Below are 17,216 nucleotides of genomic sequence, written 5' to 3'. Positions count from 1 at the left end.
TCTCGTGAAGATTTCTCCTTCGTCGAAATGACAAAAATGCGACTAAAATCCGTGTAAATCCGCGTTTTCGCAATAGCGAATCAGTGTCATCCGCGTTCTATATTATCGCAATCTTTGTCGAGCTTCTCGTGGAGATTTTTCCCTTTGCTCGAAATGACAAAATCTTTGCGGCTTTGTGATTTTACACCTCCAAGTATATTTGAATTAATTGCATATCACATTATTTTTAATAAGAATTCTTTGGTAAAATATTGAAAATTAGCTATATATTTACATGAGGATTAAATGTTATTTAGAAAATAATTTTGAAATGATAAAATCTTTAAAAAATATTTATTTTCATCATCGATATAAAATCTTAGGGTTACTCTTTTTCATTTCATTTCATTCGATTGCACAAACGGAAATTACTAATCCTGAAGAATGTCCTCCTAAGACAATATTAGAAATCTTCAAAAAGAAAGATTCCGTTTATGTTGTTAAGCCCACAAAAAATAATTTTTTCTTAGTCATTCCCGCTATTGGCTCTCAGCCGGCAACGGGATTCTTTTTTGGCGGAGTGGCGCAATATACTTTTAAAGGAAAGCAGGAAGCAGACAAATATTCAATTGCCAATTTGGGTATAACTTACACAACCAAAAAGCAATGGCTTGTAAATGTCAAGAATAATATATTGCTAAAAAATAATAAGATTTTTCTAAGTGGCGATTACAGATTGTATATTTTTTCGCAACCCAATTACGGTTTAGGAACAGATATTATCCCACGTCACAGCAAAAAAGCGGGTTTTAGCATAGATTCTATTGCAGAACCTATGGATTATAATTATTTCAAATTTCATCAAACAGTTTCCTTTGAGGTAAAGAAGAATTTTTATGTTGGAGGAGGCGTAAACATCGATTGGTATTCGACTATAAAAGACGACGAGCTCGATGTTGCTAATGGAAACTTAACGTACCATTATAATTATAGCCAAAAATATGGTTTTGATAACTTAGAGTATTTTTTGACAGGTGTAAGTCTTAATTTAGTTCACGATTCGAGAGATAATCAGGTAAATGCAACGCGCGGTTGGTTTGCTAATATTAATTATCGTTTTAATCCGGTATTGTTTAACAACCAGCGATATAGCAATGTTTTGTATACGGAATATCGGGGCTTTTTTCCGCTTTCGGATAAAAACAAAAATTACATTCTTGCTGTTTGGACTTATGGACAATTTGTGACAAGAGGAAAAGTTCCGTATCTGAATTTGCCTGCAATAGGATGGGATCAAAGAAGCCGAAGCGGAGAAGGATATACGCAAGGATTATTTAGAGGCGAAAATCTGGTTTATCTTTCGACAGAATTACGATTTCCAATAACCTGTAATCATATGATTAGCGGGACAGTATTTACAAATTTTGTAACCGCAAGCAATACCGAAACAGATACACATCTTTTTAGTTCGATTCAGCCCGCGGCGGGAGTTGGTCTGCGTATTTTAATCGATAAAAAAACCAGAACCAATCTTATTGTGGATTATGCGTGGGGAAATAACTCTAAAGGATTTTATCTGAATGCCGGAGAAACTTTTTGAGATATAGACTATTGTTGATCTTTCTTTTAAGCAGCAAAAAGTTACACGCTTCATAATTAAATCATAATTATTAAAATATTCTCATTCATATTCTAAACTCAATTGTTATTTTTGTTAACCATACACAAATTGAGATGAAATTACTTATAGTCGAAGACGAACCAAATCTTTTATCGATTTTGCGAAAAGGTTTTGCCGAAAACAATAACGAAGTAAGCGTTGCTCTTGATGGTAAAACAGCTCTTGAAATGATTCATAATTACAATTTTGATGTTGTAATTCTCGACGTAATGTTGCCGGATATAAACGGAATCGAAATTTGTAGAAGATTGCGTGCCAGCAAAAATTTTGTTCCGGTTTTACTTTTAACAGCACTTGGAACTTCAGAGAATATCGTAACGGGATTAAATGCCGGCGCCGATGATTATTTGGTAAAACCATTTAAGTTTGGAGAACTCGACGCCAGAGTAAATGCCTTAAATAGAAGAGCAAATCAGGATACAGAAAAAGTTGATACTATTGTAATCAGCGATTTAGAAATAAATGGAAAAGCTAAATCTGTAAAAAGAGATGGAGAATCGATTATTTTAACCGCAAAAGAATTTAAACTACTGTATTATTTAGCTAAAAATACCGGTAGAATTGTGTCTCGCGATCAGATTTTGGATAATGTTTGGGATATTAATTTTGACATGAATACCAATGTTGTCGATGTTTATATTACGTATTTAAGAAAGAAAATAGATAAGCCTTATTCTACTAAACTTATTCATACAATGAAAGGTTTAGGTTATATTTTAAAGCCATAAAATGGATGTAAGAAAAAAAATAACTTTTACATATGTAGCACTTTCGACCTTTAGTACACTATTACTGTGTATCATCGTTTTTGTTTTGTTTCGCGAAAATAATCGCTATCATTTCTTAAAACGACTGGAAGACAGAGCTAAAATTGTGGCTTCAATTCATTTTCAAAAAGATCCTGAGAAAATAAAGTATTACATCAATCTGAAGAAAAACGGATTAGAGGAACTTATTGAAGAAGAAGAATTTGTGCTGAAAATAAACAGCGCTAATAGTTTTGATTATAATACAAAACTGAATCTTCCGAATGAGTTTTATACCAATATTCTAAAAACTGGTGAAGATTACTTTGAAGTAAATAACAAGTATTATTTAGGACAAGTTTTTACAGAAAATAATCAGCGCTATATTGTAATTGTTGGTGCGCGTGATCGTCGAGGCCCAACAACGACAATTTATATCGTAAAAATTATGCTTTTTGGAGGAATAGGATTTGTGTTTCTAGCCTTCTTTTTAGGACGTTTTCTAGCCAAACGTGTTATTAATCCTGTGGCAAGAATTACCAAAGAAGTAAACAGAATTAGTGCTTCAAACCTTCATAACAGATTACCTGAAGTGAAAAATTCAGACGAAATATCAGATCTTACAGAGACTTTTAATGATATGTTGGATCGTTTGGAAACCTCTTTTGAGATTCAGGCGAATTTTATCAATAATGCGTCGCATGAATTAAAAACGCCAATAACAACCATTATTGCCGAGTCGGAAATTATGCTTCTTAAAGAAAGAGAAGTTCCGGAATACATTCAATCTTTAGAGAATATTTACAGTCAGGCTTCGAGATTAGGAAACCTAACCGAAAGTTTGCTTAAGCTTACGCAAACGGGATACGACGGGAAAAAACAAGTCTTGGATATTGCGAGAATCGATGAATTATTAATGGATGTAAAATCGGATTTAGATAAAATTTATCCGGATAATCGCGTGAGCATCAAGCTTAATTTTGCGCCAAAAGATTCTAATTTGTTTTTAATTCCATGCAATAAGCCGCTTCTTGAATTGGCGATAAACAACATTATTACAAACGGAGTTAAATATTCTGATAATAATGAAGTTTTCGTTACGCTTTCTGCCAATCAGGATTGGATTAAAATTTCGATAAATGATATAGGAATCGGAATTCCGCCAGAAGATATTCCGCATTTGTATGAACCTTTCTTTAGAGGAAAAATTGCTGCCAAATATATAGGTTACGGTTTAGGACTTCCTTTGGCTTCAAAAATTATTCGAATGCATGATGGTGAAATTCAGGTGCAATCAGAGCAAAATAAAGGTACAATTGTAACGATTGTCTTTAATAAATCAAACATCAAGAAAAACAACATTAAAAATTCTAATGTTGAATCTTAGGAAAATCTAATATTAGATTAAGACCCTTCTAATTTGCGCGGAGTTATTTTGTATGTATAAACTAAAAGATTATACATATGAAAAATTTTCTTATACCAACCACTTTAAAAGATGATACTATTTGTGCTGTAAAATCTGCAGTTAACCAAGCAAAAGAATCAAATTGCGAAATCATTTTAATGATGGTTTCGGATACTCCAGATGCTTTCTCATCGTCACTTTTTTTGCGTGAAATGAGAACCGGACTTACCAAAAGTCAGGAAGATGTTCTGGAAACTTGCAGATATATTATTGAGCACACGCCAAACTGCAAAATTAAAGTACACAACCAATACGGACTTTCTTCACCAATTTTTAAACGTATTATTGATGTTTTCTCTGTTAAATTGGTAATTCTGACGCATTCTTATAAACAAGAAACAAAACGTATTCATCAATATTTGATTCAATTAGCCGGAAACCAAAAATGTCCAATTTTACATTTAGGTCTTGAACAAATTAAAAACGATTTCAATAAAGCACTTTACATAGAAAATGGCAATGCAAATATGCACGTTAAGGATGTTCAACAATTTTTGAATGAGAATTTCTCTTATGAAATTGTAAGCCAAACAGCCAATTTTGATGATAACTACGAAAATTTTGCTCCTTATTTATCCGAAGCAATTTCTAAATACGACATTGATTTGTTAGTAGAAACACGCAAAGGAGAAAAAATCAAATTCAAGAAAACAAAAAAAGAAAATATTAATGAGAAACTCGGACTTCCGGTGCTTTCATTATATGAAGAATTGGTTTAAAACCGAATCTTCTTTTAAAATATAGTTTTAATTAAAAAACGAAAAATATGTTATTAAAGAAAAGAATACCAATGCGATATGTGTTGGGGAAGATCAAGCTCGAGTTAGCCTTGGTTATGACTTATACGATTTTGTTTGAAATTGTTCACCATTATTTCAGAAACGTAGCAGTCGAAATTCCAATCGCGATTCCAACAATGGTAGGTACAATTATCTCTTTATTATTAGCTTTCAAATCAAATCAGGCTTACGACAGATGGTGGGAAGCAAGGATTATTTGGGGATCAATTGTAAACGAATCCAGAACTTTGGTAAGACAAATGCTGACTTTTTACAAAGACCCTGATTTTTCTGTAGAAGCAAATGAGTTTAAAGAAAATTTCACCAAAAGGCAAATTGCGTGGTGTTATAGTCTTGGACAAGCTTTGCGAAATAAAGATGCCATAAAGCCTATCAAAGAATTTATTAGCGAAGAAGAATTGAATTTTGTAAAAAATCATCAAAATATTCCAAATGCGATATTGTTGCTTCACGCAAGAGATTTAAGAATTGCCAGAAAAGACAAACGTATTAATGCATATCAACAGGTAGAAATCGACAGAACTTTGACAAGATTATGTGATGGAATGGGAAAATGTGAGCGTATTAAAAACACTATTTTTCCAACGACTTATAGCTTGTATATTAGAATGACGTTGTATTTATTCATTCTGTTATTGCCTTTTGGTTTGATTAGTTTATTGAGCTGGTTTGCGGTTCCGTTGATTACAATGATTGGAGGAACTTTCTTTTTGATCGAAAGAATGGCAATTCACTTGCAGGATCCTTTCGAAAACAGACCAACAGATACGCCGGTTACAGCGATCTCTAATACAATCGAAAAAAATCTGATGCAAATGCTAAATGAGTTTCAAAGCGAATTTGACATTATTAAAGAATTTGATCTTAAGCCAGAGATTAAAAAGGCGGAAAACGACGCTTACTTCGTTTTATAAATTAATATTGGTTTTAATTTGTTAGTGAGACAACATCTTTATAGGTGTTGTCTTTTGTTTTTTTTTTGAACAAATTTAATTAGTTTGCCCACGGATTTTGCGGATTAAACAGATTGGTGCGGGTTTTTTATTCGCATTTTGTGTTTGTATTTTGTGTTCGCATTTTATTTCATTTCGAGCGAAGGGAGAAATCACACACGTAACTCGACAAAGATTGGCGATTTTCTTTGCGGAATTTCTATTGTGATTTCTCCTCTGTCGAAATGACAATATTGTGTTTTATCTAGATTATAGCAGATTCAATTTTGAGATAATAATCTGCGCAGATCTGTTTAAATCCTTTTAAAATCTGCGTGCAAAAAAACAACATGATAATAAATTTATTTCCCCGCCAATCTTCCCAAAGTTTGTATTGATTGACGTAATTCATTTGTCCAAGGTAAACCAAAACTCAATCGCATACAATTTGAAAATTGATCCTGCAAAGAGAAAATTCTTCCCGGCGCAATACTAATATTATGTTTCATTGCCAAATGGTAAAATGCCGCCGTATCAAAGCTTTTATCAAGTTCAAGCCAAAGGAAAAATCCACCTTGAGGTTGACTTACTTTTGTTCCTGTCGGGAAAGATTCCAAAACCGTATTGATATAATTATTACAATTCTGATTCAGGATTGTGCGTATTTTTCTGAGATGGTTCTCATAACGCCCGTTTTTAAGAAAATCTCCCACAACCTGATGCGTAATAGTAGGCGAGGAGAGCGTGTGATAAATTTTATTTCTTAAAATCTCCTTTTTAAATTTCCCAGGTGAAACCCAACCCACACGATATCCCGGAGCCAGAGTTTTAGAAACCGAACTACAGCAAAGTACAATTCCGCTTTCGTCATACGTTTTGCAATTCGTTGGCCGGCTTGAGCCAAAGTACAAATCGCCGTGAATATCATCTTCGATTAAAGGAATATTGTAAAATTCCATTAATCTGACAACCTCTATTTTATGTTCGTTTGGCATCATACTTCCAGACGGATTACTAAAATTGCTCATCAACAAACAAAGCTTTACTTTCTTAGACGAAAGTGCTTTTTTCAATGCATCAAGTTCAATTCCCGTTGTCATATTTGTAGGCAATTCCATGATGTATAAACCAAGCGATTTCGCTAATTGCAATATCCCGAAATACGCCGGACTTTCAGTAATAATAGTATCTCCCGGTTTGGTCAGCGTCATCAAACAATGCGAAATTGCACTCGTACATCCAGGCATTGTTATAATATCTTCTTCGGTCAATGATCCGCCCCACGTAAAAGACCATCTGGCAATTTCACGTCTTAAATTCGGATTACCTTTTACTTCTTCATAACTCGTTCCGCTATTGGGTAATTGACGCATTGCCTGAACCATTCCTTTGTTTAATTTGGCAATTGGCAGCAATTCATTCGACGGAAATCCCAGCGAAAGCATCGTAATATTCTGATCCGTCATATTACCATAAACCTGATCAATTAAGTCTTGTCTGTCAATATTTTGACATCTCAAAATAGGACTGCTTGGCGAAGGTTCAGTAATTATTCTTGCCGAAGTATTACTTACATAATAACCGGATTGTGGTCTTGATTCGATCAAAGAACGGCTTTCGACTTCATAATAAGCCTTGCTAACTGTGCTCATGCTATAACCGGTTTCGGCACAAACTTCGCGGATTGACGGTAATTTGTCTCCAACATTTAAAACGCCGGATTTAATCTGTTTTTCGATTCTGTCAGCAAACTGAAGATATAAGTAATTTGAATTTTTCATCCTAAAAATAAAAACTGTTATGGTGCAATTTACAAAAACTGTATCTGTATTGCTGTTTTATTTTTTAGAAATTTGTTTCATCAGGAAATCATTAAAAAAAACAACTCGTGAAAACAACAAAATACTACATCGCAGCAATTACTTGTTTTGTAATCTGGGGATTTTTCAGTTTGGTTTTAAAACCAATACACGACTATGCCTCTTTAGATATTTTATTCTATCGCGTCTTTAGTTGTAGTATTCTAATGTTGGTGATTGCTTTTACATTCAGACGAAAAAAAGTCAAAGAAGCCATCGAAACCTTCGAAGGATTTTCGAAAGCAGAGAAAAAGAAAACTATTTTGCTAAACATTGGCGGAAGCGTTTTTCTAATGGCAAACTGGTTCACATTTATTTATGTAATGAATCATGTTAGCGTAAAAGCAACTTCTTTGGCGTATTTAGTTTGCCCAATTCTAACGACTTTATTAGCATATTTTATTTTGCATGAAAAATTGAGCAAAACGCAATGGATGGCAGTAGGATTAAGTATTTCAGGATGTTTACTTTTATCGTATGCGAACATTATGGATATGTTTTTTAGCATCATAATTGGGTTTACATATGCATCCTATTTAGTGAGTCAGCGTATAAATAAAGGTTTTGATAAATTTATAGTTTTGACGTTCCATATTACAATGGCAGCTTTGTTTTTAGTACCATTTTATCCGGCTTATAGCGGTCCGGTTCCAACAGAATTTAAGTTTTATTTCTGTATCGAAACCATCGCAATTTTGTTTACAATCTTTCCGTTGTTCCTTAATTTATATGCCCTTTCTGGGATTAATTCATCAACAGTTGGAATGCTTTTAAATATTAATCCAATGATTGCCTTTCTATTAGCAATGTTTTTATATAAAGAAAATTTTGGACCAATACAGATTCTGGCATATGGAATCGTTTTTCTTGCAGTATTAGTTTTTAATTCACATCACATTTTTGCTATTAAGCAAAGACTATTACAATATCCAAAGGTTCTAAAATAACGAAAGGTTGTTTATATTTTTTATTGGTTTAGAAGTTAAATTACCAGAATCTTAGGATATTCAAAACAGGAATGATTAGTTTCATTCCTGTTTTTTTATGTTTTTTTGTGAATTTTTTTGCCGCGAATTACACGAATTTTCGCGAATTAAAAATTGCTTTTCTAATGCATTTTAATCGCCAGATTAAGATAAAAATTCGTGTTCATTCGTGCAATTCGTGGCAACATTTTTTCCTTTTTAATTAAAATTACCAGAATCTTAACAGGATATGTAAGCAGGATTGAGTATTTTCAGTCCTGTTTTTTCTATGCAATAATTAAGTGCGAAAAAATATGCCACAGATTTCACAGATTAAAATGATTGCACAAAGCATGTAAATAAAAATCTTTCTAATCTGTGAAATCTGTGGCAAAAAAACTAAGCCTAAGCAGGCAATTAACTGAAACTATATTTATGAAAAATACCAAGCTCCAAGCCTTTACTCCGTTGTTTTATTTAGTGTGGTCAGATGATTTACTGACTCAAAAAGAGTTTACCAAAATTCAGAAATTTATTAACGATTTGACTTGGCTTTCGCCCGAAGAAAAACAACAGCTTCTTTCGAAAGTAGACATTTCAAATCCGCCTTCGCGAAATGAACTCTCTCAATGGAAATTAGATATTGAGAAAAGTATTCAGAATAAAACAGACATAAAATCACTTTTTGATATAGCAGAAGCAGTTTCAGAAAAGGACGTAGATATATCGGAACTGAAATCGAGTTTTATAAAATTAGAAAATGATTTAGGAGTTTTGGGAGAAGAAGTAATTCAGAATTTCAAAACAAAAGCGGGTTCTTTTACCGCAAATTCCCAAACCAATAATGATTTTGATATTCAGAAAATAACAGAACTTCTGGACGGAAAAGAAGCTGCGATTATTAAAAAAGTCAAATCGATTATTTCAAAACCTGAGTTTGCTTACGAAACTTCAACAGATATAAATGTCTACCGACAAACTGTTTACAATTGGTGTAAAATCTTGGCAGAAGAAAATCTGGGAAATATGGCCTATCCAAAACAATACGGCGGAGGAGAAAACATAGCCGATTATTTTGCGATTATGGAAACGTTGAGTTATCATGATTTAAGTTTAGTAATAAAATTTGGCGTTCAGTTTGGACTTTGGGGAATGAGCGTTCAATCGTTAGGAACCGAGAAACATTATGCCAAATACTTAAAAGATATTGGAACGTTAAAAATTCCGGGTTGTTTTGCGATGACAGAAACACATCACGGTTCAAACGTAAAAGGATTGGAAACTACAGCAACTTACAATCATAGCGATCAGACGTTTGTAATTCATACACCAAACAAAAACGCACAAAAAGAATATATTGGAAATGCGGCGGTTCATGGACAAATGGCAACCGTTTTTGCGAAATTAATTATAGACGATCATGATTATGGCGTGAATGCATTTGTGGTTCCGCTTCGAGATACAAACGGAAATGTATTAGAAGGAGTTACGATTGGGGATTGTGGTAATAAAATGGGCTTAAACGGCGTAGATAACGGAACCATAAGTTTTGATAATGTTGTGATTCCGAAAGAAAATATGTTGGATCGTTTTGCTTCTGTCAATGATAAAGGCGAATTCGAAAGTCCGATTCCGAGTGACAATCGACGTTTTTTTACTATGTTAGGAACTTTGGTTGGAGGACGAATTGGTATTCCGCGTTCTGCTTTGGCTGCAGCCAAATCAGGATTGACGATTGCTATTCGCTACAGCGATCAAAGAAGACAATTTGGACCGGAAGGAGGTTCAGAAGTTCCGATTTTAAACTATAGAATGCATCAACGTCGCTTGATTCCGCCTTTGGCTAAAACTTATGCCGTTCATTTTGCTTTACAATATCTTACAAATCGTTTTCTAAACAGAACCGAGGCAGAAATGCAGGAAATTGAAGCTTTGGCAGCAGGAATGAAATCATATTCAACCTGGAGCACAAGAGATATTCTGCAAGAATGTCGTGAAGCTTGCGGCGGAAAAGGATATTTATCTGAAAACAGAATCGATGCTTTAAAAAATGACACCGAAATTTATACTACTTTTGAAGGTGATAATACCGTTTTGATGCAATTGGTAGCGAAAAACCGTTTATCTGAATTTAGAAAATCGTTTGGAGAAATGGGTGCTGCAGGAATCATCAATTATGTATTTGAAAATGCAAAAACGGCAATTACAGAGAAAAATCCAATTGCAACACGCAGAACAGACGATGAACATTTACTTGACGGAGAGTTTCATTTGCAAGCATTTATCCATCGTGAAAAAGCGATATTAGCTTCAGCAGCAAGACGTATCAAAAAACTGGTTGATGGTGGTTTAGAACCTTACGATGCTTTTAATGTTGTTCAGCATCAAATGATTGATGTTGCTCAGGCTTATCTTGAAAGAGTAGTTTTAGAGCAATTTCAACTGGCAATAAAAACAATAGAAGATCAAAAGACAAAAGAAATATTGACAAAACTGAATCATTTATATGCGCTTTCGCAATTAGAAAAAAATAAAGCGTGGTATCTTGAAGACGGATATATGGAAGCAGTAAAAACCAAAGCAATCCGCAAAATTGTTAATCAGCTTTGTTGGGATATTCGACCAGATGCGGTTTCGCTTGTAAATGCTTTTGATATTCCTGAGAGTTGTTTGGCGGCGCCAATTGCGGTGTAGTTTTTTTTAATTTAAACTATTTAAGTGATGTAAATTCATTTAAACGTTATGTTTTTTTGCCACAGATTAAAGGGATTTGAAAGAATTTTTTAAGAACGTTCCATAGGAACAAATTATATTGTAGGGATGGATTTTAATCCATCCTTCGCAATCATAATCGACAATCTTGTCATTTCGACGAAAGGAGAAATCACACACGTAACTCGACACAGATTGGCGATTCTCTTTGTTGAGCTTCTTGTGTGATTTCTCCTTTCGTCGAAATTGACAAGATTGTGAAATAGCAGATTTTGTTATGCTAAAATCGTTAATGCTATAATTATTTTTATATCATAAATAAACAAAACTATTACAATAACATATTTTTATTAAAATAACTCGCTTTTTCAAAGTCACTAATATTAATCGAAATAATTGGAACTTCGGGAATAATGGCATTTAATTTTGATAAAATCGTTTTTGATAAATTTGCTTTTTGATCTGTATTTCGACCTTCCATAATGTATGCGAAAACATGAATGAAATCTTCTAAGGAATTAGCATTATTATAATAAGCAAAGGGATTTATACGAACCTTGATTTCAGAAGCAGGAAAAAGACCTGTCGATAATGCCGAATTATAAACTTCCTGCATAATATCATCTGCAGATTTTATTCGGATAACATTTTCAGAGCAATCAATAACAAAGTGTGGCATAAGTGTTTATTGTTTAGATTAGATAAAAGAATAGTCTAAACAAATTTAGAAAAACATTCTCACGATTGCCTGAAAAATGCTTTTTTATAAAGGTTAATATTTCAAAATTTTGTTATGTTTTTTAATATCTTATAAAATGATCAGACTTTATAAATAATTCAATTTTATACCATGACTTTATTATATTTGTAAGTCTCATAATATCTTTATTTAGCTTGAAAAAATATTTTCTATTTCTGTTAATCGTTCTTGTCAATCTGCCTGTTTATTCATTGGATAGTACAGATGCTATTTTAGCACAGTTAAACAATGCTTTAAAAAACAAGGAACGTTATGTTCAGTTAAAAGAAGAGCGTATTTTGAACTTCAAGAAAATCAAATCTGATAATTTAACCAAAGAACAGGAATACAACTACAATAAGACTTTATATACAGAGTATTTAAAATTCAATTCAGATTCCGCTATTCATTACGTCAAGAAAAATCTGAAATTGGCCAATGAACTTCAAAATAAAGAGCTGGAAGATCTTGCAAATCTGGAATTAGCCACACTTTATTCTTCGTCAGGAAAATATCGGGAATCAGAAGCTATTCTGAAATCGATCAATAAAAAGCAATTGTCAAAAAAAGTGCTTCCGGAATATTATGAATCGTATCGGGAATTTTATGAGCATTATGTTGCCAATAGTTACGACATAAAATACATCAAACAAATTGCGATGTATCGTGATTCTTTATTGACGGTTTTAAACCCTCAAACGCTGAAATATAAAATCAATGTGATTCAACGTCATATTCATCATCTGCAATTTGGTATTGCCCAGAAAAAATTGATGCGTTTATTAGAAACCGCAAATCAGGACGATACACAATATGCAATGATTGGATATCTTTTGGGAAGTATTTATGAATCTACACATCAGTTAGAATTAAGAAAGAAATACTACGCACTTTCGGCACTTTCAGATATTAAACATGCGATAAAAGACAATGCATCTTTGCAGGAATTGGCGCTTGTTTTCTACGAAATTGGCGATGTAGATATGGCTTACAAACTAACACAATCTGCTATTGCCGATGCTTTGTTTTGTAATGTACAGTTTCGAACGCTGCAAATGTCTGAAGTTTATTCGATTATAAATACCGCTTATTTAGAAAGAGAAGCCAAAAGAAAAATGCAATTGCAAATGTATCTTTTGTGCATTAGTATTCTAACGGCATTTTTGATTGTGGCGATTATTTATGTTTACAAACAAATGAAAAAAGTGTCCCGAATTCGTGGAGAGCTTTTTATTACAAGTCAAAAACTGGCCGAATTAAATCAGGATATTACCCAAACTAATAATCAGTTGCAGGAACGTAACGCGCAATTATCAGAATCGAATCATATTAAAGAAGAGTATATTGCGCATTTCTTTAATCTGTGTTCGACTTATATCAATAAACTGGAAAATTATCGCATCATATTAAACAAGAAAGCTACGGCAAAACAGTTTGATGAGATTTATAAAATTTTAAAATCAACAACTTTGGTTGATAATGAACTGGAGGAATTGTACAAGAATTTCGATATTATCTTCCTGAATTTATATCCAACTTTCGTAAAAGATTTCAATGCTTTACTAATTACTGAAGAGCAGATTGTTTTAAAACAAGGAGAATTGCTAAATACAGAGCTTCGTATTTTTGCTTTAATCCGACTTGGAATTACAGACAGTGTCAAAATTGCGGCATTTTTGAGATACTCTTTAAGCACAATTTACAATTATCGCACAAGAGCAAGAAATAAAGCCGCAGTTTCCCGAAATGATTTCGAAGAAATGGTCATGAAAATTGGCTTAATTACCTTAAAAATCTAATTATTTTTTTTAAAACCACTACTTTTTTTGTCTATTATTTTTTGTTAAGTAATTGATAATAAATGTTTTGATTTTTTATTTCACTACTTTTTTTCGTTTAAAAATTCAACACGAACTATAACGTTTTAGCTTTACAATATTATTAAAGGTGTTTACGAGAACAGCAACCTTTACTAATAATTAAATGCTTTAATAAATTAATAGTTATGTTTAAAAACGTTAAAACAATTGTTGTTTTACTTTTGCTAGGCTCTTTCGGTGTAAATGCACAGAATAAAGTTCCGGTTTATCTAGATGATAAAAAGTCAATTAATGAACGTGTAGAAGATGCGCTTTCTAAAATGACAACCGATGAAAAAATCGCGATGATTCATGCGCAGTCAAAATTTAGTTCACCTGGTGTACCGCGTTTGGGAATTCCTGAAAACTGGATGACTGATGGTCCACACGGAATTCGTACTGAAGTTAAATGGGATGAATGGGATCAGGCTGGTTGGACAAATGATTCTTGTATTGCATTTCCGGCTTTAACAGCACTTTCTGCAACATGGAATAAAGAATTATCTTCTTTATACGGAAAATCAATTGGAGAAGAAGCCAGATATCGTAATAAAAATGTATTGTTAGGACCTGGAGTTAACATCTACAGAAGCCCATTAAACGGTCGTAACTTCGAATATATGGGAGAGGATCCTTTCCTAACTTCAAAAATGGTCGTTCCTTATATTAAAGGAGTACAATCAAATGGAGTTGCAGCTTGTGTAAAACATTTCGCTTTAAACAATCAGGAAACTGGTCGTAACTCAGTAAACGTAATTGTTGATGATCGTGCTTTGTACGAGATTTATTTACCTGCTTTTAAAGCTGCCGTGCAAGAAGGTGATGCTTGGGCAATTATGGGAGCATACAACAGATATAAAGGACAACATTGTTGCCATAATGAGTATTTATTGAATGATATTCTTCGCGGAGAATGGGGCTTCAAAGGTGTTGTAGTTTCAGATTGGGGAGGAGTTCATGATACAAAACAAGCGATTCATAATGGTTTGGACATGGAATTTGGTTCTTGGACAAACGGACTTTCCTGGGGAACAAGCAATGCTTATGACAACTATTATTTAGCAAAACCATATTCGACTATGATTGCTAAAGGTGAAATTGGAACTAAAGAATTAGACGAAAAAGTACGTCGTATTTTACGTTTATCTTTCTTAACTACAATGGACAGAAATAGACCTTTTGGATCTTTTGGAACTGCAGAACATGCTCAGGCAGGTTTAAAAATTGCTGAAGAAGGAATTGTATTGCTTCAAAACAAAAACAATATTTTACCAATTGATCTTTCTAAAACTAAGAAAATTGCAGTTATTGGAGAGAATGCTATTAAAATGATGACTGTTGGTGGAGGAAGTTCTTCGCTTAAAGCAAGATACGAAATCACTCCGCTTGAAGGATTAAAGAAAAGAATTGGAAACCAAGCTGAAATCGTTTACGCTCGTGGTTATGTTGGAGATCCAACAAGTAACTATAATGGAGTAGTGGCAAAAGTAAGTTTAGAAGATAAACGTTCTCCTGCTGAATTAACTGTAGAAGCTATAAAAGTGGCTAAAGATGCAGATATTGTTCTTTTTATTGGAGGAACAAACAAAAGCGACAAACAAGATGCTGAAGGATTTGACCGTGAACAATTAGGACTTTCATACGGGCAGGATCAGTTGATTAATGAATTGACTAAAGTAAATAAAAACATCGTTTTTGTAAATATCTCAGGAAATGCTGTGGCGATGCCGTGGGTTAAGGAAGTTCCGGGAATTGTACAAGGTTGGTTTTTAGGTACAGAAGCAGGAAATGCTTTGGCCGCCGTTTTGGTTGGAGATGTTAACCCTTCCGGGAAATTATCATTTACTTTTCCTGTAAAATTATCAGATAACGGAGCGCATGCATTAGGAGATTTTCCTGGTGGAGATGAGGTAACATACAAAGAAAGTATTTTTGTTGGATACCGTTGGGCAGACAAACAAAAAGCAAAACCATTATTCTCTTTTGGACACGGTTTAAGCTATACTACTTTTGAATACGGAAAAGTAACGGCAGATAAAAAACAAATGTCAGCGGGAGATCAGATTACATTCTCTGTTAAAGTTAAAAACACTGGAAAACGTGAAGGTTCTGAGGTTGCTCAGCTTTACATAAGCGATTTAAAATCTTCTTTGCCACGACCTATAAAAGAATTAAAAGGTTTTGAGAAAATTTCGCTTAAAGCGGGAGAAGAAAAAACAATAACTTTTACAATTGACAAAACTGCTTTAAGCTTTTTTGACGATAAAAAACACGACTGGGTTGCTGAACCTGGAGACTTTGAAGCAATTATTGGCGCATCGTCTACCGACATAAAATCTAAAGTGGGTTTCTCACTTAAATAGATTTTATTATTTCTAAAATTGGTTGGTTTGTAGAGCTGCAATTGTAAAAGGTTGCAGCTTTATTTTTAGAAATTTTTTCACCATTAAGATATTAAGTTAATTAAGGCTTTGTGTTTACTAGACTTAAAATTGGTTTTATTATTAAGAAAGTTAAGCATTGTGCTTAATTAAACTTTAAAAAAAAACACCAAGATATTATGCGTAAAGCTTAATTAACTTAATATCTTAATGGTAAAAAAAACGAAAATTGATCTATGCTTAATTAAACTTAAAAAAAATTGCCATAAGGATAAGCTTAATTAACTTAATATCTTAATGGTTCAAAAACAAAAAATTAGATATGAAAAAAATTGTACTTAGTGCTTTGGTTTTATTTTTAGCGCAAAACCTTTCGGCGCAGACCTTAAATAAAATGCAATGGTTTAATGAGCCTGAAAAATGGGATATTAAAAACAATGCTTTGATTATGAATGTTACTGCAAATAGTGATTATTGGCGTATTTCGCATTACGGATTTACGGTTGACGATGCACCATTTTACTACGCAACTTATGGTGGAGAATTTGAAGCCAAAGTAAAATTAACCGGTAATTATATCGCACGTTTTGACCAAATGGGATTAATGCTTCGTATTGACGAGAAAAATTACATTAAAACCGGAGTTGAATTTGTAGATGGAAAATTTAATATCAGCACTGTTGTAACGCACGATAAAAGCGATTGGAGTGTTACAACTTTAGAAAAAGCACCGCCATTTGTATGGATAAAAGTCGTAAGAAGATTAGATGCTGTTGAAGTTTTCTTTTCGTATGATGACAAAAATTATATTCTAACCAGAAACGCGCCATTACAAGACAATACGCCGGTTATGGTAGGTTTAATGGCAGCATCTCCAGACGGAAAAGGTTTTGAAGCTAAATTTGAAAATTTCAAAGTAACACATTTACCGGATCAACGCCGATTAGAGTGGCTTAAAAATCATCAGTAGCAAAAATTGTAAATTGTAAAAAGTGAAATGTAAGAAAAAAGTAAAAAAGATGTATATTGGGAGTTGGAAAGAAATCAATAATTAGATTTTGAGTTTCACATTTTACATTTCACAAACAACAAAAA

At 33.2% G+C, this 17,216-nt stretch carries 12 protein-coding genes; 10 read left to right on the top strand and 2 right to left on the bottom strand.

Going from position 1 to position 17,216, the window contains the following annotated elements; translation table 11 throughout:
• The first annotated feature begins 310 nt into the window (after positions 1–310).
• From C8C83_RS25145 to C8C83_RS25125, 5 genes are all read left to right on the top strand, one after another.
• Positions 311–1,579 carry a BamA/TamA family outer membrane protein gene (locus C8C83_RS25145; protein WP_121331473.1) on the top strand — a complete coding sequence of 423 codons (1,269 nt, stop codon included), beginning with the start codon at positions 311–313 and terminating at the stop codon, positions 1,577–1,579.
• A gap of 134 nt (positions 1,580–1,713) precedes the next feature.
• Entirely contained in the window at positions 1,714–2,388 is a 675-nt protein-coding gene (locus C8C83_RS25140; protein ID WP_099711882.1) for a response regulator transcription factor, read from the top strand.
• A 1-nt stretch (position 2,389) separates the two neighbouring features.
• Positions 2,390–3,793, top strand: a complete 1,404-nt coding sequence (locus tag C8C83_RS25135) for a HAMP domain-containing sensor histidine kinase (RefSeq protein ID WP_121331264.1) — start codon at positions 2,390–2,392, stop codon at positions 3,791–3,793.
• Between the two features lie 77 nt (positions 3,794–3,870).
• A complete protein-coding gene (locus C8C83_RS25130) occupies positions 3,871–4,593 on the top strand; it encodes a hypothetical protein (RefSeq protein WP_121331263.1) in 723 nt (240 codons plus the stop codon).
• A 47-nt stretch (positions 4,594–4,640) separates the two neighbouring features.
• A complete protein-coding gene (locus tag C8C83_RS25125) occupies positions 4,641–5,588 on the top strand; it encodes a bestrophin family ion channel (RefSeq protein ID WP_121331262.1) in 948 nt (315 codons plus the stop codon).
• 380 nt (positions 5,589–5,968) lie between these two features.
• Here the strand turns inward: C8C83_RS25125 and C8C83_RS25120 are convergent, their stop codons facing one another.
• Entirely contained in the window at positions 5,969–7,387 is a 1,419-nt protein-coding gene (locus tag C8C83_RS25120; RefSeq protein ID WP_121331261.1) for a PLP-dependent aminotransferase family protein, read from the bottom strand.
• 107 nt (positions 7,388–7,494) lie between these two features.
• On the opposite strand from C8C83_RS25120, the gene C8C83_RS25115 reads away from it, so the two are divergent.
• Both C8C83_RS25115 and C8C83_RS25110 read left to right on the top strand, forming a co-directional pair.
• Positions 7,495–8,412, top strand: coding sequence for an EamA family transporter (locus tag C8C83_RS25115; RefSeq protein WP_121331260.1), 918 nt, complete (start codon positions 7,495–7,497; stop codon positions 8,410–8,412).
• A 453-nt stretch (positions 8,413–8,865) separates the two neighbouring features.
• On the top strand, positions 8,866–11,124 hold the full coding sequence (locus C8C83_RS25110) for an acyl-CoA dehydrogenase (RefSeq protein WP_121331259.1): 2,259 nt from the start codon (positions 8,866–8,868) through the stop codon (positions 11,122–11,124).
• 349 nt (positions 11,125–11,473) lie between these two features.
• Here the strand turns inward: C8C83_RS25110 and C8C83_RS25105 are convergent, their stop codons facing one another.
• Entirely contained in the window at positions 11,474–11,821 is a 348-nt protein-coding gene (locus tag C8C83_RS25105; RefSeq protein WP_121331258.1) for a 5-carboxymethyl-2-hydroxymuconate Delta-isomerase, read from the bottom strand.
• 215 nt (positions 11,822–12,036) lie between these two features.
• Here C8C83_RS25105 and C8C83_RS25100 point away from each other — a divergent pair, with 215 nt between their 5' ends.
• The 3 genes from C8C83_RS25100 (at position 12,037) to C8C83_RS25090 (ending at position 17,091) form a co-directional block, all read left to right on the top strand.
• Positions 12,037–13,680 (top strand): DUF6377 domain-containing protein, encoded by a 1,644-nt coding sequence (locus tag C8C83_RS25100; RefSeq protein ID WP_121331257.1) that lies wholly within the window; start codon positions 12,037–12,039, stop codon positions 13,678–13,680.
• Between the two features lie 206 nt (positions 13,681–13,886).
• The gene (locus C8C83_RS25095) at positions 13,887–16,103 is read left to right on the top strand and encodes a glycoside hydrolase family 3 C-terminal domain-containing protein (protein ID WP_121331256.1); all 2,217 of its coding nucleotides are present in this window, start codon (positions 13,887–13,889) and stop codon (positions 16,101–16,103) included.
• 340 nt (positions 16,104–16,443) lie between these two features.
• On the top strand, positions 16,444–17,091 hold the full coding sequence (locus C8C83_RS25090; RefSeq protein WP_121331255.1) for a DUF1349 domain-containing protein: 648 nt from the start codon (positions 16,444–16,446) through the stop codon (positions 17,089–17,091).
• Positions 17,092–17,216: the final 125 nt, after the last annotated feature.

This window comes from Flavobacterium sp. 90 (genome assembly GCF_004339525.1).
Taxonomy (GTDB): Bacteria; Bacteroidota; Bacteroidia; order Flavobacteriales; family Flavobacteriaceae; genus Flavobacterium.
This window is presented reverse-complemented; position numbering and strand designations above follow the sequence as displayed.

Coding starts and splice junctions, on each gene's coding strand:
- C8C83_RS25145 (WP_121331473.1), top strand. CDS start 311: ATGATAAAATCTTTAAAAAATATTTATTTTCATCATCGATATAAAATC.
- C8C83_RS25140 (WP_099711882.1), top strand. CDS start 1,714: ATGAAATTACTTATAGTCGAAGACGAACCAAATCTTTTATCGATTTTG.
- C8C83_RS25135 (WP_121331264.1), top strand. CDS start 2,390: ATGGATGTAAGAAAAAAAATAACTTTTACATATGTAGCACTTTCGACC.
- C8C83_RS25130 (WP_121331263.1), top strand. CDS start 3,871: ATGAAAAATTTTCTTATACCAACCACTTTAAAAGATGATACTATTTGT.
- C8C83_RS25125 (WP_121331262.1), top strand. CDS start 4,641: ATGTTATTAAAGAAAAGAATACCAATGCGATATGTGTTGGGGAAGATC.
- C8C83_RS25120 (WP_121331261.1), bottom strand. CDS start 7,387: ATGAAAAATTCAAATTACTTATATCTTCAGTTTGCTGACAGAATCGAA.
- C8C83_RS25110 (WP_121331259.1), top strand. CDS start 8,866: ATGAAAAATACCAAGCTCCAAGCCTTTACTCCGTTGTTTTATTTAGTG.
- C8C83_RS25105 (WP_121331258.1), bottom strand. CDS start 11,821: ATGCCACACTTTGTTATTGATTGCTCTGAAAATGTTATCCGAATAAAA.
- C8C83_RS25095 (WP_121331256.1), top strand. CDS start 13,887: ATGTTTAAAAACGTTAAAACAATTGTTGTTTTACTTTTGCTAGGCTCT.
- C8C83_RS25090 (WP_121331255.1), top strand. CDS start 16,444: ATGAAAAAAATTGTACTTAGTGCTTTGGTTTTATTTTTAGCGCAAAAC.